Origin of the sequence: Sphingomonas sp., assembly GCF_048595155.1 — a bacterium.
Classification (GTDB): domain Bacteria; phylum Pseudomonadota; class Alphaproteobacteria; order Sphingomonadales; family Sphingomonadaceae; genus Sphingomonas_I.
The window spans coordinates 77835-101255 of sequence record NZ_JBMDXN010000038.1; the positions used below are offsets into that span (position 1 = coordinate 77835).

The following is a 23421-nucleotide window of genomic DNA, read 5'->3' on the forward strand; positions in this document are numbered from 1 at the left end:
TCAACGTGAGGCGATCTGGCTGTCCAGGAACTGGCGGATGATCGGGGCCATGACGTCCAATTTATCTTCCAGCGCGAAATGGCCCGTGTCCAGCAAGTGGAGATCGGCCTTCGGTAGATCCCGCAGATAAGGATAGGCGCCTTCGGCCGGGAAAATCTTGTCGTTGCGGCCCCACACGATCAGCGTCGGCGGCTGATAGCGGCGGAAGAAGGCCTGGAATTGCGGATAAAGCGGCACATTGGTGCCGTAATCGCCGAACAGATCCATCTGTATCTCGCGATTGCCGGGGCGATCGAGCAGCACCTGATCGTGCAGCCAATTATCGGGATCGATGCGTGACACATCGCGCACACCGTCGACATATTGGAAGCGGGTGATTTCGGGCGTGACCAGTACGTGCAGCGCGTTTCGCTTGGCCTCTGACTTGTCCGCCCAATAGGCCTTGATCGGATCCCAGAATTTGCCCAGCCCCTCGACATAGGCATTGCCATTCTGCACGATCAGCCCGCTCACGCGTTCCGGGTGCTTCAATGCCAGCCGGTATCCCACCGGCGCGCCATAATCCATGACGTACATCGTGTATGTCTTGGCGCCGAGCTGCTGGACCAGCCCGTCGGTGAGATCCGCCATATGGCCAAAGCTATAGACGAATTGTTTGTGGTCGGGCGCGGCACTCCCGCCGAAGCCCGGAAAGTCCGGCGCGATCACATGGTAGCGATCGGCCAGAAGCGGGATGAGGTTGCGAAACATGTGGGAGGATGTCGGGAATCCGTGCAGCAGCAGCACGACTGGTCCATCCGCGGGTCCGGCCTCGCGGTAGAAGATGTTGACGCCATCCACCGTCGCGGTGCGATAGCGCGTCACCGCCGCTGCCGTCGGGCTCTGCGCCGGCGCTGATGGCGACGCCGCCTGCACGACCGGTGTCATGCCAATCAGCGCAACGGTGGCGGCAAGTGTTCGAAATAGCATGATCTGTCCCCCGCAGGATAAAGGTGCGGGAGCCAGGCTATTCCCCTCCCGCCCAGTGGCAGAAGAGTGAATGTGTGGAAGATATCATTCCAGAGAGTGCAAGAATTGCCGGCAACCGGTCATGACAAGCCACCGCCCAGCGATCGATAGAGCTCGACCAAATTGGTCTGCCGTGTCAGCCGGGTCGTAACCAGCGTCTGTTCCGCTGAGAACAAGGTGCGCTGAGAGTCGAGCGTGTCGAGGAAGGAGGCGATGCCGGTGCGGAAGCGCGCTTCCGACAAGCGGTAGCTCACCGCGGCCGCGTCGCGCAGCGATTGCTGCGCATCGATCTGCGCGTCGATCGTCCCGCGCCGCGCCAGCGCGTCGGCGACTTCGCGGAAGCCCGTCTGAATCGCTTTCTCATATTGCGCCACCGCCACGTCCCGCGACGCTTTGGAATAGCGCAGGTTGCTCTTGTTGCGGCCGAAGTCGAACAAAGTCTGCGTCGCCGAAGGGGCGACCGACCAGGTTCCGGTGCCGCTGCTGAACAGATTGGACAGGCCCAGGCTCAGGCTGCCGAGCGCGGCGGTGAGGCTGATCTGGGGGAAGAAGGCGGCGCGGGCCGCGCCGATATCCGCATTGGCCGCGCGCAGATTATGCTCCGCCTCGGCGATATCGGGACGGCGAAGGAGGACGTCGGACGAAAGGCCCGCAGGCAGGGCGTCGATCGTCGCGCCTTTGGGATCCAGCCCCGCCGGCAGCAGCTCGGCCGGAATCGTCGTTCCGACCAGCAGGGTCAGCGCATTCTGGTCCTGCGCGACCAGCGTGCTGCTTTGCGCGATCTGGGTCCGCGCACTGTCATAGCTGCTTTGCGCCTGGCGCACATCCAGTTCGGAGGCGACACCGATGCTGAACCGCCGTCGCGTCAGCGCAAGTGTCTCTCCGAACGCTTTCTCGGTTTCGCGCGCGATCCGCAGCGTCTCCTGGTCGGCCGCCATGGTGAGATAGGCATTGGCGACATCGGCGATCAGCGTAACCTGCGCCCCATTGCGCGCTTCCTGACTGGAGAGGTAGCGTTCGAAGGCTTCCTGGGTCAGGTTGCGCACGCGGCCGAACAGATCGATTTCCCACGCCGACACACCGATATTCGCGGAATAGATGTCGATCCGGCGGTTGGTGGTGATGACATTGCCGCCGCCAGGGGCCGCGCCGGTCGCGCCGCCCAGCGTTGCCGCGGACGATTTCTGGTAGGTGGCGCTTCCGGTTCCCGCGATCGTGGGGAAAAGATCGGCACGCTGTGCGCCCAATTGCGCGCGATATTGCGCGACATTGGCGACGGCGACACGCAGATCGCGGTTATTGGCGAGAGCCAGCGCGATCAGGTTGCGGAGCTTCGGATCGGTGAAGAAGTCGCGCCAGGCGACATCGGCCGGCGCGACCGCGGCCGTCTGTGCGGCCGTGCCATTCCGGCCGGCATCATAGACGCCACCGGTGGGCAGCGTTGCCGAAACCGGCATGGCTGGGCGAACATAGTTCGGCGCCAGATTGCACCCGCCCAGCGCGAGTGCGCTTGTCAGCAACAGGGTGCCAGGAAAGCGGCGCATATCAGGCCTCCTTCGCTTGGGGTTCGGTGGGCGCCGTGCCCGGATCGCGCGGCCCAGGGTCCTGGCGGAACAGCTTCTTCACCAGCACGAAGAAGACGGGCACGAAGAAGATCGCGAAGACAGTCGCGGACAACATGCCGCCGACCACGCTGCGCCCGATCGCGTTCTGACCGCCTGCGCCCGCACCGTGCGATACGGCCAGCGGCAGCACGCCGAAGGTGAAGGCGAGCGACGTCATCAGGATCGGCCGCAACCGGAGCTTGGCCGCCTCGACCGCCGCTTCCAGCGCGCCCATGCCAGCGATCATCCGCTCCTCGGCGAATTCGACGATCAGGATCGCATTCTTCGCCGCCACGCCGACGGTCGTGATCAGGCCGACCTGTAGGTAGATATCGTTATCCAGCCCGCTCAGTGTTGCCGCCAGGACCGCGCCGATAACGCCCAGCGGTACCACCAGCAGGACAGAGATCGGCACCGACCAGCTTTCATACAGCGCGGCAAGGCACAGGAAGACGATCAGCAGCGACAGGCCGTAGAGCGGGTAGGCCTGGCCGGAGGACAAGGTCTCCTCGTAAGACAGGCCGGTCCATTCATAGCCGATCCCCGGCGGCAGCTTCTTCACGAGTTCAGTGACGCGCCTCATCGCGTCGCCGGTGCTGTGTCCTGGTGCGGGCGCGCCCAATATTTCGACCGCGGATTGGCCATTATAGCGCTCCAGCTTGGCCGGCCCGACCCCCCAATTGGTGGAAGCAAAGGCCGAGAAGGGCGCCATCGCGCCGGACGCGCCACGGACATAGAGCAGGTTCAGGTCTTCGGGCTTCGTGCGATACGGCGCGTCGGCTTGCAGATAGACGCGCTTCACGCGGCCGCGATCGATGAAGTCGTTGATATAGGCACCGCCGAACGCCGTGCTGATGGTGGTGTTGATGTCTGACTGCGCGAGCCCCAGCGCGCCCGCGCGCGGCTTGTCGACATTCACCTTCAGCTGCGGCGCGTCCTCTAGTCCGTTCGGGCGGACCTGTGCCAGCCCCGGGTCCTGCATCGCCATCCCCAGCAGCTGGTTGCGCGCGGCAATCAGGCCAGCGTGGCCAACCCCGCCGACATCCTTCAATTCCAGGTCGAAGCCGGTCGCATTGCCCAGTTCCAGCACGGCAGGGGGCGCGAAGGCGATCGCCTGGCCGGTCGTGATCTGCGGCGCGAGGGCGCCGATCGCCTTGCCGGCAACGGCGGACGCGCGGCTTTGCGCATTCTTGCGATCCTCCCAATCCTTCAGCCGGACGAAGGCGAGGCCCACATTCTGGCCGATACCAGCAAAGCCGAAGCCGGACACCGTGAATACGCTTTCCACATTGGCTTTCTCATCGACCGCGAAATATTTGCGGATCTTCGCCATTTCCGTTTCGGTCTGCTCGAGCGTCGATCCCGGCGGCAGCGTCAATTGGGTGAAGAGAATGCCCTGGTCCTCATCGGGCAGGAACCCGCCGGGCAGCCGCAGGAACAAGGCCGCCATGCCCACAAAGATCAGCGCATAGACGATCAGGCTGCGGCCCCAGCGGCGGTTCATCCCCGCCACGCCCTTGCCATAGCGCTCGACATTGCGATCGAAGGTCCGGTTGAACCAGCCGAAGAAGCCGGTCTTGCCGTGGCCGTCCTTCGCCGGCTTCAGGATCGTCGCGCACAAGGCGGGCGTCAGGATCAACGCGACCAGCACCGACAGCAGCATGGACGACACGATCGTGATCGAGAACTGGCGATAGATGACGCCGGTGGAACCACCGAAGAAGGCCATCGGCAGGAATACTGCGGACAGGACCAGCGCGATGCCGATCAGGGCGCCGCTCACCTCGTCCATCGATTTGCGCGCCGCTTCCTTGGGCGAGAGGCCTTCATCCTGGATCAGCCGCTCGACATTCTCCACCACGACGATCGCGTCATCGACCAGCAGGCCGATCGCAAGCACCATGCCGAACAAGGTCAACGTGTTGATGGTGAAGCCGGCCGCGTACAGGATCGCGAAGGCACCCAGCAGCACCACCGGCACCGCGATTGTCGGGATCAAAGTCGCGCGCCAGTTCTGCAGGAACAGGAACATGACCAGGAAGACGAGGACGACGGCCTCGACCAACGTCTCGATCACCTGCTTGATGGACAGCGAGACGAACGGGGCGGTGTCCAGCGCATAGCCGATCTTGATATCGGGCGGGAACGTAGCGGACAGGCGCGACATCTCCGCCTTCACGTTCGCGACGGTGTTGAGCGCGTTGGCGCCCGGCGCGAGCTTGATCGCGATGCCGGCCGAAGGCTTGCCGTTATACAGCTGCGCCGTGCTTGCCGTCTCCGCGCCGATCTCGACCCGGGCGACATCCGACAATTTGACGGTCGATCCGTCGCTGTTGGTGCGCAGCAGGATCTCACGGAATTGGTCGGCGGTTTGGAGCCGCGATTGGGCACTGACGACGGCGTTCAGCAGCTGGCCTTTCACCGTCGGCATGCCGCCGATCTGCCCGGCGGAGACCTGCGCATTCTGCGCAGTGATGGCATTGGCGATGTCGGTCGTGGTAACCTGCAAATTCGCCATCTTGATCGGATCCATCCAGATCCGCATCGCATATTGCGATCCGAATAACTGGATGTCGCCGACACCGTCGACGCGCGACAGCGGATCCTGGATCCGCGCCGCGACATAGTCGCCCAGATCGGCCTGATTGTGGCTACCATCTTCGGAATAGACCGAGATGACGAGCAGGAAGTTGGTCACCGCCTTGGCCACGCGCAGGCCCTGCGCCTGCACCTCCCGTGGCAATTGCGGGGTGGCGAGCTGCAGTTTGTTCTGCACCTGCACCTGCGCGATGTCGGGATCGGTTCCCTGTTCGAAGGTGAGCGTGATGGTCACCTGACCGGAGGAATCGCTGCTCGACGAAAAATAGCGAAGCCGATCGATCCCCTTCATCTGCTGCTCGATGATCTGGGTGGTCGTATTCTCCAGCGTCTGCGCATCCGCGCCCGGATAGGTCGCGGTGATCGATATGGCGGGTGCCGCGATGGCGGGAAATTGGGCGATCGACATGGATCGAATGGCAAGCACGCCGGCCAGCATCAGGACGATCGCGATGACCCATGCGAAGATGGGCCGATCGATGAAATAGCGGGACATGGATCAGCCCCCCATGGCGGGCTGCGCCGGCTTGGCGCCGGGCGCGGGCGGTGCGGCACCCGCTGGATGCGCCTGCACCTTCGTGCCCGGTCGCAGGTTCAGCAAGCCTTCGACGATCACCTTGTCGCCGGGCTTAAGACCGGAGGACACGACCCAGTCATTGCCCACGGCGCGGTCGGTCTTGACGATCCGCTGTGCGACCATGTTGTTGCCATCCACCACCAAAGCGGTGCCCTCGCCACGCTCGTTGCGGGAGATGCCGCTTTGCGGCACCAGCAGCGCCTGTTGCCGGACGCCCTCCACCAGCCTGGCGCGGACATACATGCCCGGCAGCAACGTGCCGTCGGGATTGGGGAAGGTGGCGCGAACCGTCACTGATCCGCTGGTGGGGTCGACCGTCACGTCAGCGAATTGCAGCGTGCCTTCGATCGGATAGGTGGCGCCATTCGGCAGCAGCAGCTGTACCCGCGCACTTCCCGGGCCGCCGCGTGTGACCGCGCCGTTGCTGAGCGCAGCGCGCAGATTGAGCAGGTCGGTCGCGGATTGGGTAACGTCCACGAACACCCGGTCCATGCGCTGGATCGTGGTCAGGGCGTCAGCCTGTCCGGCCTGGACGAGCGCGCCTACCGTGTAGACGGATCGCCCGATACGCCCCGAAATCGGCGCGCGGATCCGGCTGAAGCCCAGGTTGACGCGCGCCGTCTGCAGCGCGCCCCGCTGGGCGACGACGCTGGCGCGCGCCTGATCGGCGGAGGCGATCGCATTGTCGGCTTCCTGGCGGCTGACCGCGTTGATCGCGACCAGCTGGCGGTAGCGATCGGCTTGCAGCCGTGTCGCGCGGATCTGCGCCTCGGCATTCGCCAGATTGCCCTGAGCGGTCATCACCGCGGCGCGGAAGGGCGCATCCTCGATCTCGTAGAGTAACTGGCCTGCGCGAACCTGTGCGCCTTCGGTGAACAGGCGCCGCTTGATCACGCCGCTGACCTGGGGCCGCACCTCCGATGTCTCCGCAGCCGCAATACGGCCTGGCAGCTCTGTCGTCAGCGTCACCGGCCGGCTTTGCAGCAGTACATAGCCTACGCTCGGGGGCGGCATCGCCGGCTGCTGGGCGGGCTTGCCGCATGAGGTGAGCAGGAGCGCGACCGGAAGCGTCGCGAACGAGGCGCGGGTCCAGCGGAGTGAAGCGGGCATGACGATCCTTGCGAATCTTGGAATGAACGTTCATTCCGGTTTGACGCGCCCATAAACTCTGCGACAAACGGATCAACCGAAAAATCCGCGACCAGGGAGACGAAGAAGTGGATCAGCCCCGCGACCGATTGATTGACGCGGCCCGTACCTTGTTCGCACAAAAGGGTTTTCATTCGTCACCCATGTCCGAACTGGCGTCCGTTGCACGCGTCAGCGTCGGTCAGATTTATCGCCTGTTCGACGATAAGAATGCCATCATCCGGGCGATCGTGGAGAAGGATGTGCTCGCGCAATATCGCTTGCTCGAATCGCTCGGCGAGCAGGTGGAGGCGGGCTCGATGTCACCCCAGCAGGGGCTCGAGGAGTTCGCGATGATCTCGCTCAGTCACCCTAATCAGGGGCTGATCTACGAATTCGTCGCGGAAGGATATCGCAATCCTGCCGTGGCCGAGATCATCCGGGAGGTTACGCACGAATTCCGGCGCCATCTGCGCCGGCTGGTGCGTGCCGCCCAGCCGGGCATCTCCGAAGGCGCGCTCGATGCGGCGGAAGACATGCTGCTCTCGCTCAACATAGGGACTGGTAATCGTGAATTGACCGGTTCTCGGCTCGCCGTGCCCGAAGCGGTTCAATGCTATTCCAAGATGCTGTTGGGCGCTTTTGCGGCGCTGGATCGAACCAAGGGCCAATGACAGGCATTGGTGCTGCATCTGCCATAGATCGTGAGAGTTGCGCCTATGTTTGACCGCCTCCGCAACCTGTTCGGCCACCAGCCGCACGCCAATTCGGACGTGGTGGAGTGGAACAGGCTGGGGCGTGACTATATCGTACGGTTGAACCGGCTGATCGCCGACGCGCACAACGGTTCCGAGACGGGCAACGCACCCGAGGAACCACGCACCACGGCCTTGGCGCAGACGATCGTCGCCGCGGTCGAGGCGGAGGATCGCGCCGGCCGCTGGCGGCCGGATCAGCCGATTGCGGATCGTGCTCACGCGCCCTTCATCGATCTGCTGGACGGTGTTGGGCAGAATTTGAATTGCATCTGTATTCTGGGCCCGGACGAATTTCTGGTACGTCCCGGCACCGCCTATCAGCCGCGCCCGGCGTTGCATCTGCGCGGCGGCACCGTGACCGAGCGACCGGATATTCTCGCCGCCGCCATGGCGCGGCATCACGACCTCTTGCTGCTGGTCGGTGAGGCGGGCTTCGCCGTTCGTCCCGGTCTCGATCAGCCGCCGGTCCGTCTGCTTCCCTGGCCGGAAGGCGTGCGGCCGCGTGCGCTGGACAATGTGGCGATCAGCGACGACGGCGCCACCATCCTGTTTGTCGAGAACGAGACGGCCGTCTGGCTGGGTCAGGCCGAGGGGGATGAGGCCCGCTGGACGCGCGTCTTTCCGAGCGCCGCCTTCCTTGCGGAACACCAATATGATGACGATCCGGAAGCGGAGGACATTCCCTGGTCGGATTCGATGATGCACGGCGCCTTGTCACCCGACGGCCAGTTCCTTGCCTATGGCTCCCAATGCTACGGTCATTTCATCGATCGTATCGATGGCGTGGGCAGCGTCCGGCGCTGGGCAACCATCAGTGGCGCCAGCGAATATCCGCATTTCGCCTGCTTCTCGGACGATAGCGCCTATGCCGCGCTGAACTCCTGTCACTTTTATCACGGCGCGACGGTTGGCGTGCGCTTGGCGGATCTGAAGGAAAACGCGGCGTCGGACGAGGCGCAGGATGCCGACGCCACGCTGATCGACGGCCGGCTGCGCGTCTACGCCGCCACTTGGCTTCCCGGTGGATCGGACGCGAACGGCTTTGCGCTGGCCGGCGCGGGCTATCTCGACATCGTCTCCGCTACGGGCGACGTGCGTCACACTGTGAATTTCGGCTCCAGCGCCTCGTCGATCGATTATTGCCCCAAGACCGGGCTGCTCGCGGTCGCCTCCTATTCGGGTTTTCTGCACATCTACGATCCTGCCCGCATCGCGGCCGAGGGCACGGTGATCGGCTATCGCCCGATCCATGAGCGCTATCGCTGGGTGCTGTGGCGTGACCGGACCCCCTTCCGTTGGTAGGGTGCTGCGCGCCGTCGGCGTGATCCAAGTCTGTTCTGCGGCTTGATTCACTTTCGTGCGCCGGGCGTTAGGCTCGTGACGATAATCCATGGAGGATAAGGGCGTGGCTGACGAGGACTTGGTAATAATGCCGATGCCGTCCCTGGTGGCGCTGCTCCTTTCCAAGGAGGAAGAGAAAGGCGCCCCGCTGATGGAGACGGAAGTACTCGAAATCCGCGACCAAGCGGACAGCGTCGCAACGCCGCCTGACGTGGTCGCGAAGATCGCCGCAGCGCGCGGCTATGACGACATCGACCCGGAACGGGCTTGGGAGGAATGGATGGCGATCCGTCCGAACCTTCTGCAATTTATAACCCGGCCCGACGACATTTCCTAAAGCTTGGCCCGGTCGTCGCCCGGAACGTATCGGACCACCCATTGTGGATAACCGCCGGGGCTTAGCTCGATATCGGGTAGCGCAATAGGATCGCTGCCCGTCTCAACCCACCCCGCGCCGTAGCAGCGATCGCAAATCACCCGCTTGCAGCGGAAGCTCACCAGATCGATCTCTTCATTCCACTGGCCATGCCCTTTGCAAACCGGGCATTCTGCATCCAGCGTGCCGTTGCGTGGCTGCAGTGGAATGATGTCGAAGGCATGGGGGCTATCGGGTCCATCGCACAGGACGATATTGCTCGCGTGGGGCATCGTGCGATCAACGCCGACCCTGGCGCTATGTTCAGCCGCAAGAACCGACCGGCGCGAACAAAGCGACCAACCGCTCGTCGCGCCAGACGTCCGTCATGCCGGCGCGGCTGGCATCCACGGACTCCACCAATGTCCTGCCGCGGATGATAGATCGAAGGTCGGGCGACCAGTCTCGTCCTCCGGCCTCAGCCCATGTGTCCCGCGCCGTGGCCCCACCTGCGCAAGGAAAGCGGCTGTTGGTCGGCAGTCGGCCGATCGCTCGCCTATTCAGCGGCGCGGCGCGGCATCTTGCAAGGGGCCCGCTCGAAAGCCCGCGGCATTCCGGTTTCTTTCGTGCAACAAACCGCGCCGATGCAACGCAATAGGCACTGATGCTCGCTCAAGTCAGCCGGCCGATCCATTGGAAGGCGCGGGCACGGCGAAGGCGTTCAGCATCACGCATGTGGCCGTGTATGCCGCCGCAAGAAACGCCAGCGCGACAAGTCCGCTCCACCCAAAGGTCCGTTGCGCCTCAGCAAAGGTCCAATCGCTTACCGAACGGTCGCGCGCAAGTTCGAGCGTGAAGCGCTGGGCGACCCGCTCGTCCTCGCCAAGCCCTTCACACGCCTCGCCAGTCGCGAGCGCCACCACAATATCTGGCGGAAAGCCGACGCGCGCTGCGACCGCACGATGCGCATAGGTCTCATATGCGGATGCCCAGACCGCGCCGACCGAGAGGATGACGACCTCGCGCACCCGCGCTGAAAGGGGAGTCGCGCGCTCCTCTGCCTCGTGGAAATCGACGAAGCCGCCGCCAATTGCAGGCGCATACAGCATGGCGTTGAACGGCCCGATCAGCTCGCCCGTGTTCATCCGGCTGATGAATGGCGATGCCGAACCCAGCCGCCCCTCGATCAGACGATGATAGAGGCAGCGCGCGCCGGGTTCGAGATCAGCTGATGAAAGCAGCGGCAGACGCCCGCCCAGGTTGCTGACATGCATCAGCCCTGTTTCCGCATGCGTGTGTCGAAGCCCGTGGCCGGGTCAACCGTCCGGCCGTAGGCCCACCAATTCTCCCAGGGAACTTCGGTGATCGCCATCAACAGGTCCTCGCGGCGCAACCCGGCGCGCGTCGTCACTTCGTCGGCCACCGCCTCGAAAAATCGATCCTTCATCTCCTTCGGGCGGGTGTTGAAGAAGAAGTGGATGAACATCATGTCCGGGCTGCGCGGCATTCCGAAATAGTTCGGGTCATAGACCATGTTCCCGGGCTTGTGCTCATGGAAGAACTGATCCCAGGTGTCTTGTGGGACTCCAAGCACGTCCATCATCGCTGCATGAATGCCCTCCGATACGGACTTCTTATACGCTGCATCCTTGCCCTCGTGCATTTGTATGTAGACCATCGGCATCGCTCATATCCTCGATCGGTTTGGACGAAGCAGAGCTAAAGGGTTGGCGTTCCTTCAAGAAGGGCTAGGCTTATCCTGGTATAAAATGATGCCACCCGGAGGCGACGTGAGAGACAATAAGCCATTGGGGGACTTTCTGCGGTCGCGTCGACAGCGGCTCGATCCCGCCGCGCTGGGCATCGTGTCCGCCCGGCGGCGTCGAACGCCCGGCCTGCGTCGTGAGGAGATTGCCGAGCGCGCGGGGATCAGCTGCGAATGGTACGTGAAACTGGAGCAGGGCCGTAAGGTATCGGCGTCGCACGAGACCATAGCCGCGCTCGCGCGGGCGCTGATCCTCGACGCCGGTGAGACGGCGCACCTGCGAAAGCTGGCCGCGCGGGGCGCCGCACCTGCCTTCGTTCGCGAGATAGTGCCGGACATCATCCGCAATATTGTGCATGGACTACCGGAGCCCGCCTACGTGACGGGCGAGCGCTGGGATACACTTTGCTGGAATGCCTCGGCCGATCGGCTCTTCGGCTTTTCCGCTATGGCGGAGGCCGACCGAAACATCCTCTACTACATGCTGACCAGCCCGGCAGCCCGTGATCTGTTCGGCGAGAGCTGGGCGGACGAGGCTCAACGCATGATCGCGTTGTTCCGGGTGGCCTATGATCAGCGTCGGGGCGATCGTCTGTTTGAGGAGCTTGTATCCGCCCTCGTTACTGCTTCCGCAGATTTTGGGCGTTGGTGGTCATCCTACCAGGTGGCAACCCCATCGTCAGGTAGGAAGACACTGCGGCTGAAAGGGCAAACCGCGACAGCCTTCGACTACGCCACTTTCCAGGCCAATGATGATCCCGCCCTCAAGCTGGCTCTTTACACGCGCGTAAGTTGAACAGGCCTACGGGTCTATCCGAAAGCCGGGTGGCCAAATCGCGTAAGTGAGCGGAGCCGGAAGCCGATGGAATTGCGATTTTCTTCGTCTCGGTGGCTCAAACAGTTTCCGGCCGCTCAGCCCCCATGCTCAGGAGGATAGCTCATCGATGATGGGACAATCCGGCCGGTCACTCCCCGTGCAACGCCCCGCCAGATCCAGCAACGTCGCGCGCATCGCCTCCAGCTTGCGCGCCTTGGCATGCAGCGCATCCGCTCGCGCAAGCGCAAGCTTCTTCACCTCCGCGCTGGCTCGGCCCTGGTCGTTCCACAGGGCAAGCAGTTCGGCGATCTCTTCCGTGGCGAACCCAAGATCGCGGGCATTGGCGATGAAGCGCAAGCGGTTGACGTCCGCCGGCGCATAGTCGCGATAGCCGCTATCCCGTCGCGATGGGCGCGGGATCAGCCCGATTGCCTCATAGTGGCGGATCATCCGCTGGCTGACACTGCTCGCCACTGCGGCGGCCCCGATTTTCATCTGCTTGACCCTGACATGATGTCAGAGATTACACGCTTGCCGATGATCCGGAAAGCAACCCTCTTTGCCCTGTTGTCGGGCGCTCCTTCCCTGCTTCATGCGCAGTCCGCGCACGATATGCATGACATGGCCACCATGCCGCCGGTTGCGCCGGCCGCCAACGCCAGCATGGATGCAATGCCGCACGACATGGTCGGCATGGATCATGCCATGGCCATGCGCGGCCTGCTTGGGCAATATGGGATGACGCGGGAAGCGTCGGGCACGTCGTGGCAGCCGGAAAGCTCGCCGATGATGGGCGTTATGGTGCCGGCCGGAGACTGGATGGCGATGGTTCAGGGCTCCGCTACGCTCGTCACCGATCATCAGGGCGGCCCGCGCGGCAGCGACAAAACGTTCAGCCAATCCATGCTGATGGGGATGGCCAGCCACCCGATCGGCGATCGCGGCACGCTCGGCTTGCGCGCGATGGTGTCGCTGGATGCGCTGATGGGCCGGCGGGGTTACCCTTTGCTATTCGCGACGGGTGAGACCGCCAACGGGCGCGAGGAATTGGTCGACCGCCAGCACCCCCATGATCTCTTCATGGAACTGGCCGCGAGCTACGCGCACGATCTGGGCAATGGGCGCGGCCTGTATCTTTATGCCGGCTTGCCCGGCGAACCGGCGCTCGGCCCGCCCGCCTTCATGCACCGCATTTCCGGCATGGACGATCCCGAGGCGCCAATCACGCACCATTGGTTCGATTCGACCCACATCACCTTCGGCGTGGTAACCGCCGGCTTTTCCACCGCCACATGGAAGATCGAGGGCAGCGCATTCAAGGGGCGGGAGCCCGATCAGCGCCGCTGGGATCTGGAAAGCCCGAAGCTCGATAGCTGGTCCGTGCGCGCCTTCTGGAATCCGACGGCCAATGTCTCGTTTCAGGTTTCGACCGGTTATCTGCACTCGCCCGAGCAGCTCCATCCGGACCAGAACGAGCAGCGCACCACCGCCTCGGTCAGCTATAACCGCCTGCTCGGCAACGGCAGCAACTGGGCCTCGACCATCGCCTGGGCCCGCAAGGACGAACGCCCCGGCCCGGCGTTGACCGGGTGGCTGGCCGAAACGTCGCTGCGCCTGCGCCGCCGCCACATCCTGTTCGCGCGCGCCGAACATGTTCAGGAAGCCGAGCTGTTCGACAGCGGACCGCTGCATCACGATGTCATTCCGGTTTCAAAGCTCAGCACGGGCTATGCCTATGAATTACCGGTCGGAAAGGCGCCCGTTCGACTGGCGCTCGGCGGGGTGGCGAGCGCTTATGCCTATCCCGATCGCATCAAGCCGGCTTATGGTAGGGCCGGTGTGAAAAGCTTCATGCTGTTCGCGCGGCTGCGGCTGGCGGACGCGATCGGATGAGGAGAGAGACATGGTTCGCACTATCGCATTACTGGCAGCGCTCGGCATGATGACGTCGCCGGCGCTCGCACAAGCGCCTGTTACCGCGTCGTTCAAGGGCGTCTCCGGTTCTGTCACGGTCACGCCGGCACCCAAGGGTGTTCTGATCCATGTGGAGGCCAGCGGCCTGACACCGGGCTGGCACGGCATCCATATCCACGAAAAGGGCGATTGTAGCGACGCGGCGTTCAAGCTCGCGGGCGGCCACGTTCACAGCGCCACGCCGGTTGTGCATGGCCTGCTCAACCCCGCCGCCAACGACAGCGGCGATCTTCCCAACCTCTATGCCGCAGCCGACGGTACTGCGAAGGCGGAGCTCTTCACCACTGCGGTGATGATGAAGAGCCTGCAGGATGCGGACGGCTCCGCCATCGTGATCCATGCCAAGCCGGACGATTATACCAGCCAGCCGATCGGCGGTGCGGGGGATCGCGTCGGCTGCGCCGTCATTCGGTAATGCCGGAAGTTGGAGGCGGCCGCATCGCCGCCTCCACGTCAGTCCGACTCGCGGTCGCTACCCTCGGCGGCAATAGCGCCGCTATGTCCGCTCATCGTCGCGCCGGCATCCGGCGCGAGCTGTCGGTTCCAGAGAAGCGCCGTGGCAGAGATTGCTGCCACCACCAGGAAGGCGGCGGAAAAATCGCCGAGTCGCAGATCCGCTCGCCCCGATAGCATCGGCCCGATTTCAAGTGCGGTCGCGGCGGTGCAGATCCCCAGCGACAGGGTCAGTTGCTGGAACGTCGCATAGAAGCTGGTCGCCGCGCTCATCCGCGCCTTGTCGATGTCGGCATAAGCGATCGCGTTGAAGCCGGTGAACTGGAAGGACGTGAAGAAGCCCGAAAAGGCGAGCACGGCCAGTATCGCGCTGATGGGCCAGTCCGGGCGGAACAAGGCACAGGTCGCATAGCCGGCGCTGCTCGCCACGCCCGCGACGATCAGGCTTTGACGGAAGCCCCAGCGCCGCAGCACGCGCGGCGCAAGGGTCTTCATGGCGAGCGCGCCCAAGGCACCGGCCATGGTGATCGCCCCCGTCTTCGCGGCGGAGAAGCCAAAGCCCAGCTGGAACATCATCGGCAGCAGGAAGGGTTGGGCGCCCTGTGTGATCCGGGTGAGCGATCCGCCGATGACGGACAGGCCGAATGTCGGCACCCGCATCAACGTCGGATCGAGGATCGGCTCGCTCACGCGGCGCGCATAGCGCAGATAGAGGAAGCCGAGCGCGGCGCCGCCGCAGAGCAACAATGCGGCCGTACGTCCCGTGTCGGGCCGGCTCGCCAGCTCGAACCCGAACAGCAGGCAGCCGAGCGCGAAGCCCGACAGCAGGAAGCCTGGCAGATCGAATCTGGGCCGCGCATCGCCGCCCACCTTAGGCACCAGCAGCATGGCGCCGATCACCCCCATGATCCCGACCGGAATGTTCAGGTAGAAGATCCAGCGCCAGTCGAGCCAGGTCACGATCAGGCCGCCCAGCGGCGGTCCCAGGATCGGGCCAGCCAGTGCCGGCATGACCAGCCAGGACAAAGCCTGTACCATGTCCTGCTTGGCGACGCTCCGCAGCAGCACCAGCCGCCCCACCGGCACCATCATCGCCCCGCCGATGCCCTGCAGGAAGCGGGCAGCGACCAAAGCGGGAAGCGATCCTGATTGCGCGCACCCGATCGAGCCGAGCAGGAACAGGAGGATCGCGGTGCAGAAGATGGTGCGCGCCCCGAACCGGTCCGCCAACGTGCCGCTCGCGGGAATGAACACCGCCAGCGCGAGGAGGTAACTGGTCAGCGCCAGGCTGAGGTTCGTGACCGGCGTGCCAAGGTCCCGCGCCATCGTCGGCAGCGCCACCGTCAGCACCGTGCCGTCAAGTTGCTGCATGAACATGGCGGACGCGACGACCAGCGCGATCGCGCGATATCCGCGCGCTTGGCCCAGCTTGGTCCGCGACGGGGTGGTGACTGCCTCCACAGCGGGCGCCAGCCCATCGCCCACATCGGCGCTCATTGAGGCCAGGTTACGCCGCCGCCATAGCATCTCTGTCTGCTGACCTTCCAAAAAGGGCCAAAGCTTGGAACGCGATCTGCGCCCGTACGATCAAACTTGTCCATGTGAGTCGTCGCGCGCGCACAGAAGCGACGGCCGCTGCGCGCGGGGAGCCTAATTCCGGTCGGCTCGTTTGGCCTGCGCAACAACAAGGGATGCGCAGCATGAAAATCACCGGACTGACCCTGTTCGCCCTCGCGGCGGGTTCGCTTTTCGCAGCGGCGCCGGCCGCCGCGCAGCAGCGTCATGTCGAGGTGCACCGCACCGTCACCACCACCCGCGTCGTCAACAATGGCTGGCATGACAACAGCCGCCGGCATCATCGCCGCCACAAGGTGTGCCGCACCCGCTGGGTCAACCATCACCGCGTCACGCGCTGCTTCTGGCGCTGATCTAAGCCTCCTGCGGCAGGAGGAAATCAGGAGAGGGGGCGGCAACGGCCGCCCTCTCCCTTTGGCATGTCAGATGGCGTTCGCGGCGCCAAGCAAGGCCCTGACGGAGGCCGTCGCCACGTCCGTATCGATACCCACGCCAAAGATCGTGCGGCCGTCCGCCGTCCTGGCTTCGACATAGGCTGCCGCCTGGACGTCGCTGCCATGGCCGATCGCATGCTCCGAATAGTCGACGATTTCCAGCGACACGCCGAAGCCTTCGCGCAGCGCCGCGAGAACGCTGGAAAGTAGGCCGTTGCCGCGACCGCTGACGGACGTCTCCACCCCCGCATGGCGCACCCGGCCGGTGAAGATGCGGTCGCTGCCCGCATGCGTCTCGCTATAGTCGATCAGCTCATAGGGCTGCGGCCCCTCCAGCCGGTAATGTTGCTGGAAGCGCGCCCAGATATCGGCGGCGTTGAGCTCGCGGCTGGTTTCGTCGGCCAGCGCCTGGACCGCACGGCTCAGGTCCGCCTGCATCCGCTTGGGCAGCTTCAGCCCCTTGTCCTGTTCCAGCACCCAGGCGACGCCGCCCTTGCCGGACTGCGAATTGACCCGGATCACCGCCTCATAATCACGGCCGAGATCCTTGGGATCGATCGGCAGATAGGGCACGTCCCAGAACTGATCGTTGCGCTGTTCCTGCGCGGCGAAGCCCTTCTTGATCGCGTCCTGGTGCGATCCCGAAAATGCGGTGAACACCAGATCGCCGGCATAAGGATGGCGCGGGTGGACCGGCAGATTGTTGCAATAGGTGACCGTGTTGATCACCTCGTCAATGTCGGAAAAGTCGAGCGCGGGATCGATACCCTGCGTGTAGAGATTGAGGCCCAGCGTCACGAGATCGACATTGCCGGTCCGCTCGCCATTGCCGAACAGGCAGCCCTCGACCCGGTCCGCGCCCGCCATCAGCCCCAGCTCCGCCGCTGCCACGCCGGTGCCGCGATCATTATGCGGGTGGAGCGAGATGATCACGCAGTCGCGATTGCGGATATTACGGCCGAACCATTCGATCTGGTCGGCATAGATGTTGGGCGTCGCCGCCTCGACCGTGGCGGGCAGGTTGAAGATGATCGGATGGTCGCGCGTCGGCCGCAGCACCTCCATCACCGCCTCGCAAACCTCCAGGCTGAAATCCAGCTCGGCGGTGGAGAAGGTCTCCGGGCTATATTCGAAATGCCAGTCCGTATTGGGCCGCTTGCCCGCTTCGTCGCGCAGGATCTTGGCGCCGCTGACGGCAATGTCGCGGATCTCGTCGCGGGTCATGCCGAACACGATCCGCCGCCATGCGGGCGAGACCGCATTGTAGAGATGGACGACCGCCTTCGATGCACCCTCCAGGCTCTCGAAACTCTTCTCGATCAGATCGCGGCGGGACTGCGTCAGCACCTGCACCAGCACGTCGTCGGGAATGCGGTCGTTGCGCACGAGGCCGGAAATGAAGTCGAACTCGGTCGCGCCCGCGCTCGGGAAACCGACCTCGATCTCTTTCAGGCCGACCTTCACGAGCAGGTCGAAGAAGCGGGTCTTCTTCTCCTCGTTCATGGGGTCGATAAGCGCCTGGTTGCCGTCGCGCATGTCCGTCGAAAGCCAGCGCGGCGCCTTGGTGATCGTGCGGCTCGGCCATTGCCGGTCGGGCAGGTCGATCTGCGGGAAGGGGCGGTATTTGACGGAAGGATCGGCAAGCATCGGCATGGTCGGTCTCGGCACGTAAGAGCATCGGGGTCGCACCTTTTCCGGTGCGGCGGTCGTCCCTTAGGCGGTGAGCGGCGGCCGAACCGGCACGCAAGCAATCGACACGCCTAAGGGCGCGTAAGTCGTAGCGTCAGAAGGCTGCGGCGGGACTGCATAAGCGCGCTCATACGGGCATGTCCGGCGCGGGTCCAGCCGTTACGCGCATTCATCCAAGGATCGCCACCACTTGCTCGATCAGCGCGGGATCACCCGCGGCGATCACTTGGCCCGCGCTCGCGGCATGCAGCACGCCGCCTTGCCAGTCGCGCATCCGCCCGCCCGCACCTTCTACGATCGGCACCAGCGCCGCGAAGTCATACAGCTTCAGCCCGTCCTCGATCACCAGATCGAGATGGCCGGCGGCCACCAGCCCGTAATTGTAGCAGTCGCCGCCCCACAATGTATCGCGCGCCGCCACCCGCACCCGCTCGAATGCGGTCCAGCTGTTGGACGTGAAATAGCCGGGCCCGGTAGTGGCGAGATGGGCCTGGCCGACCGTGGCGCAGCTGCGGGTCGTCACCGGCGCGCCGTTCAACGTGGTCGGCTGTCCACGCACGCCCAGCCAGCGTTCTCGCCCGATCGGCTGATCGATCGCGCCCAGCACCGGCGTACCTTCTTCAAGCAGCGCGATCAGCGTCCCGAAGATCGGTCGTCCGGCCACGAAAGATCGGGTGCCGTCGATCGGATCGAGCACCCACACGCGCGCCGCATCCGGCCGATCCGCGCCATATTCCTCGCCGATCACGCCGTCGTCGGGCCGGTCCTGCTCTAATATCCTGCGCATCGCCGCTTCCGCCGCGCGATCCGCCTCCGTCACCGGCGACAGGTCGGCTTTGGCTTCCATCGTGAAAGGCTTGCGGAAGAAGGGGCGGATGGCGGCGCCAGCCGCATCGGCAAGGCGCTCCGCAAGCGCCAGATCCAGGTCGTTCATTCCAGATCGCGACCTGCCGTCTCGGGCACGCCCAACGCAACGATCAACAACGCCACTGCGGTTACTCCCACCGTATACCAGATGCCGGCGAACGGATCGCCGCTTTTGGCGACGATATATTGATTGATGAAGGGCAGGAAGCCGCCGAAATATCCAGAGCCGATATGGTAGGGGATGGAGAGCGAGGTGTAGCGCACCCGGGCCGGGAACAGCTCCACCAGCAGCGCCGCCACGGGCCCGTAGGTCATGCCCGACAGGAAGGCGATGACGATGATGGCGAAGGCGACCTTGATCGCGTTCTTGAACGGCGGCGTGACCTTACCACTGGGGTAGCCGGCTTCCACCAGCCCCCGCTCGATTGCCGCATCGTCGGTCGCGGTCAGCACCTTGCTGCCGATCGTCACCATCGGCGGCCCCGCCTCGATCCTGGCCTTGTGATAGGCGATACCGCGCTTCGACAGGCTGTCGAGCACCTGGCCGCAGGCCGTGGCCTGCCTCTGCGACGCCAGTGGGTTGAAGCTGCAATCGCTGCCGCGCACCACTACCGGCGCCCGCGTCATCGCCGCCGCCAGCTCCGGATTGCCCGCATTCGACATCAGGTGGAACAGCGGAAAGGCCAGGACCAGCATCAGCACATAGCCGGCGATGATCGGCGGCCGGCGTCCTATCTTGTCCGAAAGCCAGCCGAACAGGACATACCAGCCGATACTCAGGAAAGCCGACAACCCAACGATAAGCCGCGCCGGCGTGTCGTCGATCCGCACCGCATTCTGGATGAAATAGAGGGACTGGAACTGCGCGGTGTAGAAGATCACGGTCAGGCCGGCGGTGATACCGAACAGGACGATCAGCAGCCTGCGCCATTTGGGCCAGCTGTTCGTGCTCTCGCGAAGCGGATTGCGGGCGAGCTTGCCCTCTAGCTGCATCGCGCGGAACACCGGGCTTTCGTGCAGCGTCAGCCGGACCCAGAGGCGGATCGCCAGCAGCACCAGGCTGAACAGGAACGGGCAGCGCCAGCCCCAGGAGGTGAGCTGTTCGTGCGCGGCGACATTGTTCGCGGCCAGCACCACGCAGATACTAAGCAGGAAGCCGCCTGCCACGCCGGCATGAATGAAGCTGGTGTAGAAACCGCGTTTCCGGCGCGGCGCATGTTCCGCGACGTAGATGGCCGCGCCGCCATATTCGCCGCCCAGCGCCAGGCCCTGGGCGATCCGTAGCAGCACCAGCAGGATCGGCGCGGCGATGCCGATGGAATGATAGGTGGGCAGCAGGCCGACCGCGGCCGTCGCTGCGCCCATCAGCGAAACGGTGACGAGAAACGTATATTTGCGCCCGAGCCGGTCGCCCAGGATGCCGAACACTATCGCGCCGACCGGCCGCATGCCGAAGCCAACGCCAAAGGTCGCCAGCGCGAACAACAGCGAAACCGCGCTGTTGCCGGAGGGGAAGAAGTTCTGCGCAATGACGCCGGCGAGCGTGCCGTAGACGAAGAAGTCATACCATTCGAAAACTGTGCCCAGCGTCGATGCGATGATGACGAGGCGTACGGGCGATCTTTCACCCACATCTACAGGGGCTGGCTTCATTATTGTCTCTCCGCAGCCGGTGTATCGGCGTCAGCGTCGCACGCCAAGCCCGAGACTAACACTCCGAACAACGCCGGCCAGCGCTGAACCCTTGACATTTGTGTAAATTATGTTCTGTATTTGTTCCTTATGCGGAGGGGTGAATGCGGCCGAAAAACGTTATAAATTGCGATACGAACTTACCCGATGGGAGCACGGTGGGCGGCCGGATCACGGCCTTAGCTGAAGGCATCAATCAGCGTGCGCAGGGCAACACGCCGCCGCTACCGACAAATTATGGACCAATCTGGCCACTAGGGAGGCGGGCGGACCCTTATTCGGTGGTGCAGGATGTCTACCGAGGCACGAACTTTCGCGGTATGTTTGGCAACCGTGGCCCGGATGGACGATTGCACGATCCGGATGGAAAGTTGGGCGACGGTGGTAACTTTGCTTATTTCGCCGTCGCGAGAAGGATCGGCATCCCGTTAAACGTCGCTCAGGCAGTAGCGGGTGCTTACGCTGCTAAGCATCACAAAGACCGTCCTGGACCTTTCGGCATGGACGAAAGCGCGACCAATCAGTGGAAAGCTGGTTGGACGGCGAGATGTCGTTAGCCCGCCTTGCACCATGGCCGCTCGGGCTGTTGTTGCTGGCGAGTTGCCAAAATCCACTCAAGGAGCGGCATGTCTATATCACACGAGGTGACGTTCAAATCGGCGTACGGACCCAGGAATGGGGGTCGTCCGGCATTGTCAATATCCAGGCCTGCGTCATGGCGAAGGGGTCACGCGCTTTTCCGGCGCGAGACGACGACTTGCAATGTTTCTTCCGGGGATACGACGTCAGTGAGCTGAGCGTGAAGTGGAATTTGGATAATGACGTGACGATTGCCTTGGCTTGCGGCCGTGTAATGGCCTTTCGTAATTGGGCTACAACTCAGGTGGGTGATGCCGCTGATGATATTCGCGTCGTCCACATCAATTTGACGGATCGCTGTACTAAGACGAATTACCGGTTCATCGGCGGGGAAGCCGGCTAGCGAACGGGTATCAAGCATGGCTCGCACTGCGCATGGAGCCTGGCGCGTTTTGCCTGGGCAGGTAGAGCGAAAAGGTTAACCGACGGCGCCGGGATGATTTTTTCCGTCGAACAGGACGATCGTCTCTTTCAACCCATGGTCTTCATCGAGGCATCGGAAATTGATGCTGACATGCCTCGGATGCGAGCGCGGGCGGTAGAAGCTCTTGATTCCGCACTGGGTGCAGAAGATGTGTTGCGCCGAGCCGGTGCCGAAACGGTACGTGGTGGTGTCGCGACGCCCCTCGGTCAGCCGGAACTGATCTTGCGGCACGAGCAGATGCAGATAGCCGGTCATGCTGCAGATCGAACAATCGCATGCCTCGACCTGGACGGCAGCCTCGGGGATGTCCGCTTCGAACCGTACCAGGCCGCAATGGCAGCCGCCTTCGACGATCATTCCGCAATCTCCACGGCGACCGCCGTTGCCTCACCCCCGCCGATGCACAGGGCCGCAACGCCGCGCTTGAGGCCGCGCGCCTTCAGCGCGGCAATCAGCGTCGTCAGGATACGCGCGCCCGACGCCCCAATCGGATGGCCCAGCGCGGTGGCGCCGCCATTCACGTTCACCTTGTCGTGCGGGATGCCGAGGTCGCGCATCGCGATCATCGTTACCGCGGCGAAAGCCTCGTTGATCTCGAACAGGTTGACGTCGTCGATCGTCCAGCCGGCCTTTTCCAGCACCTTGCGGATCGCCGGGACCGGCGCGGTCGTGAACTTGGCAGGCTCATGCGCGTGCGCGGCGGTGGCGACGATTCGCGCCTCGATCGGAAGGCCTTGCGCGCGCGCGACGCTCTCGCGCGCCAGCACCAGGGCCGCCGCGCCATCGGAAATAGAGGAAGCGTTGGCCGCGGTGATCGTGCCGTCCTTGGAGAAAGCCGGCCGCAGCGACGGGATCTTGTCGGGCTTGGCCTTGCCCGGCTGCTCGTCCTCGGCGACGACGGTGTCGCCGCCGCGGTTCTTCACCGTCACCGGCACCACTTCATCCGCGAATCCGCCGCCGGCGATCGCGGCGTTGGCGCGGCTCAGGCTTTCGATCGCGAACGCATCCTGCGCCTCGCGGGTGAACTGATATTCGTTGGCCGTCGCTTCGGCGAACACGCCCATCGCCTTGCCCGGCTCATAGGCGTCTTCCAGCCCGTCCAGCATCATCGAATCCATGATCTGGCCATGGCCGATGCGCGCGCCGCCACGATGCTTGGTCAGCAGATAGGGCGCGTTCGACATGCTCTCCATCCCGCCGGCAACCACCACGTCCACCGATCCGGCCCGCAGCGCCTCGTCGGCCATGATCGCGGCCTGCATGCCCGATCCGCACATCTTGTTGACCGTCGTCGCCTCGACCGATTGGGGCAGGCCGGCACCCAGCGCCGCCTGGCGCGCAGGCGCCTGGCCCAGGCCGGCCGGCAGCACGCAGCCCATATAGATGCGCTCGATCGCCGCGGGCGCGACACCGGCCCGCTCGACGACGGCCTTGACGGCAGTGGCGCCGAGATCGGTCGCGCTGACAGACGACAGCGCGCCCTGAAATCCGCCCATCGGCGTACGGGCGTAACTTACGATAACCGTAGGATCAGACATGAATCACTCCTTGCCCGCCCATATAGGGTGGCGCGGAGGGTTCGTCAGGTTGGATTGGCCTCGCCGAGGCGACGCCGCACTATCGCATCAGGCTTAGGCAGTGTGCGAATACACCGTCATGCTGAACTTGTTTCAGCATCCATCCATCCGCCTGCAGCGAATATCCTGTGGCGCCATGGATGCTG

Annotated in this window: 22 protein-coding genes; 8 read left to right on the plus strand and 14 right to left on the minus strand. The window is 64.1% G+C overall.

What is annotated here, in order from left to right:
* From ACOJSI_RS06425 to ACOJSI_RS06440, 4 genes are all read right to left on the minus strand, one after another.
* Positions 1-969 carry an alpha/beta fold hydrolase gene (locus tag ACOJSI_RS06425; RefSeq protein ID WP_420137433.1) on the minus strand — a complete coding sequence of 323 codons (969 nt, stop codon included), beginning with the start codon at positions 967-969 and terminating at the stop codon, positions 1-3.
* Positions 970-1088: 119 nt separating this feature from the next.
* Positions 1089-2552, minus strand: coding sequence for an efflux transporter outer membrane subunit (locus ACOJSI_RS06430; RefSeq protein ID WP_420137434.1), 1464 nt, complete (start codon positions 2550-2552; stop codon positions 1089-1091).
* Between the two features lies 1 nt (position 2553).
* Positions 2554-5706: an efflux RND transporter permease subunit gene (locus tag ACOJSI_RS06435; RefSeq protein ID WP_420137435.1), complete on the minus strand. Its 3153-nt coding sequence runs from the start codon at positions 5704-5706 to the stop codon at positions 2554-2556.
* A 3-nt stretch (positions 5707-5709) separates the two neighbouring features.
* Positions 5710-6897, minus strand: a complete 1188-nt coding sequence (locus ACOJSI_RS06440) for an efflux RND transporter periplasmic adaptor subunit (protein WP_420137436.1) — start codon at positions 6895-6897, stop codon at positions 5710-5712.
* Between the two features lie 107 nt (positions 6898-7004).
* Between ACOJSI_RS06440 and ACOJSI_RS06445 the strand changes: the two genes are divergently transcribed.
* From ACOJSI_RS06445 to ACOJSI_RS06455, 3 genes are all read left to right on the plus strand, one after another.
* Complete coding sequence (locus ACOJSI_RS06445) at positions 7005-7589, plus strand: TetR/AcrR family transcriptional regulator (protein ID WP_420137437.1); 585 nt, start codon at positions 7005-7007, stop codon at positions 7587-7589.
* 45 nt (positions 7590-7634) lie between these two features.
* Positions 7635-8975 carry a hypothetical protein gene (locus tag ACOJSI_RS06450; protein ID WP_420137438.1) on the plus strand — a complete coding sequence of 447 codons (1341 nt, stop codon included), beginning with the start codon at positions 7635-7637 and terminating at the stop codon, positions 8973-8975.
* A gap of 103 nt (positions 8976-9078) precedes the next feature.
* Positions 9079-9351 (plus strand): hypothetical protein, encoded by a 273-nt coding sequence (locus ACOJSI_RS06455; protein ID WP_420137439.1) that lies wholly within the window; start codon positions 9079-9081, stop codon positions 9349-9351.
* Here the strand turns inward: ACOJSI_RS06455 and ACOJSI_RS06460 are convergent.
* From ACOJSI_RS06460 to ACOJSI_RS06470, 3 genes are all read right to left on the minus strand, one after another.
* Positions 9348-9662, minus strand: a complete 315-nt coding sequence (locus ACOJSI_RS06460; RefSeq protein ID WP_420137440.1) for a hypothetical protein — start codon at positions 9660-9662, stop codon at positions 9348-9350. The genes ACOJSI_RS06455 and ACOJSI_RS06460 overlap by 4 nt on opposite strands.
* Positions 9663-10046: 384 nt before the next feature.
* Entirely contained in the window at positions 10047-10643 is a 597-nt protein-coding gene (locus ACOJSI_RS06465) for a carboxymuconolactone decarboxylase family protein (RefSeq protein WP_420137441.1), read from the minus strand.
* The gene (locus ACOJSI_RS06470; RefSeq protein WP_420137442.1) at positions 10643-11053 is read right to left on the minus strand and encodes a tautomerase family protein; all 411 of its coding nucleotides are present in this window, start codon (positions 11051-11053) and stop codon (positions 10643-10645) included. The genes ACOJSI_RS06465 and ACOJSI_RS06470 overlap by 1 nt, the downstream gene beginning before the upstream one ends.
* A 106-nt stretch (positions 11054-11159) precedes the next feature.
* On the opposite strand from ACOJSI_RS06470, the gene ACOJSI_RS06475 reads away from it, so the two are divergent.
* Positions 11160-11930, plus strand: coding sequence for a helix-turn-helix transcriptional regulator (locus ACOJSI_RS06475; protein ID WP_420137443.1), 771 nt, complete (start codon positions 11160-11162; stop codon positions 11928-11930).
* A 129-nt stretch (positions 11931-12059) separates the two neighbouring features.
* Here the strand turns inward: ACOJSI_RS06475 and cueR are convergent, their stop codons facing one another.
* Positions 12060-12446, minus strand: coding sequence for a Cu(I)-responsive transcriptional regulator (cueR, locus tag ACOJSI_RS06480; protein WP_420137444.1), 387 nt, complete (start codon positions 12444-12446; stop codon positions 12060-12062).
* A 42-nt stretch (positions 12447-12488) separates the two neighbouring features.
* Between cueR and ACOJSI_RS06485 the strand changes: the two genes are divergently transcribed.
* Both ACOJSI_RS06485 and ACOJSI_RS06490 read left to right on the plus strand, forming a co-directional pair.
* Positions 12489-13844: a hypothetical protein gene (locus tag ACOJSI_RS06485; protein WP_420137445.1), complete on the plus strand. Its 1356-nt coding sequence runs from the start codon at positions 12489-12491 to the stop codon at positions 13842-13844.
* Between the two features lie 10 nt (positions 13845-13854).
* Entirely contained in the window at positions 13855-14340 is a 486-nt protein-coding gene (locus ACOJSI_RS06490; protein ID WP_420137446.1) for a superoxide dismutase family protein, read from the plus strand.
* Between the two features lie 38 nt (positions 14341-14378).
* On the opposite strand, the gene ACOJSI_RS06495 is transcribed toward ACOJSI_RS06490, so the two are convergent.
* Positions 14379-15875, minus strand: a complete 1497-nt coding sequence (locus ACOJSI_RS06495) for an MFS transporter (protein ID WP_420137447.1) — start codon at positions 15873-15875, stop codon at positions 14379-14381.
* A 203-nt stretch (positions 15876-16078) separates the two neighbouring features.
* On the opposite strand from ACOJSI_RS06495, the gene ACOJSI_RS06500 reads away from it, so the two are divergent.
* A complete protein-coding gene (locus ACOJSI_RS06500; protein ID WP_420137448.1) occupies positions 16079-16306 on the plus strand; it encodes a hypothetical protein in 228 nt (75 codons plus the stop codon).
* A gap of 69 nt (positions 16307-16375) precedes the next feature.
* Here the strand turns inward: ACOJSI_RS06500 and leuA are convergent, their stop codons facing one another.
* The 3 genes from leuA to ACOJSI_RS06515 form a co-directional block, all read right to left on the minus strand.
* Positions 16376-18034, minus strand: a complete 1659-nt coding sequence (gene leuA / locus ACOJSI_RS06505) for a 2-isopropylmalate synthase (protein WP_420137457.1) — start codon at positions 18032-18034, stop codon at positions 16376-16378.
* 211 nt (positions 18035-18245) lie between these two features.
* Positions 18246-19010: a histidinol-phosphatase gene (gene hisN, locus ACOJSI_RS06510; protein ID WP_420137449.1), complete on the minus strand. Its 765-nt coding sequence runs from the start codon at positions 19008-19010 to the stop codon at positions 18246-18248.
* Positions 19007-20596, minus strand: a complete 1590-nt coding sequence (locus tag ACOJSI_RS06515; RefSeq protein ID WP_420137450.1) for an MFS transporter — start codon at positions 20594-20596, stop codon at positions 19007-19009. The genes hisN and ACOJSI_RS06515 overlap by 4 nt, the downstream gene beginning before the upstream one ends.
* A 562-nt stretch (positions 20597-21158) precedes the next feature.
* On the opposite strand from ACOJSI_RS06515, the gene ACOJSI_RS06520 reads away from it, so the two are divergent.
* Positions 21159-21617, plus strand: coding sequence for a hypothetical protein (locus ACOJSI_RS06520; RefSeq protein ID WP_420137451.1), 459 nt, complete (start codon positions 21159-21161; stop codon positions 21615-21617).
* A 75-nt stretch (positions 21618-21692) separates the two neighbouring features.
* Here ACOJSI_RS06520 and ACOJSI_RS06525 read toward each other — a convergent pair whose 3' ends face one another.
* Positions 21693-22055, minus strand: coding sequence for a GFA family protein (locus tag ACOJSI_RS06525; protein WP_420137452.1), 363 nt, complete (start codon positions 22053-22055; stop codon positions 21693-21695).
* Entirely contained in the window at positions 22052-23236 is a 1185-nt protein-coding gene (locus ACOJSI_RS06530) for an acetyl-CoA C-acyltransferase (RefSeq protein WP_420137453.1), read from the minus strand. Before ACOJSI_RS06530 ends, ACOJSI_RS06525 begins: the two co-directional genes overlap by 4 nt.
* Between the last annotated feature and the right edge of the window lie 185 nt (positions 23237-23421).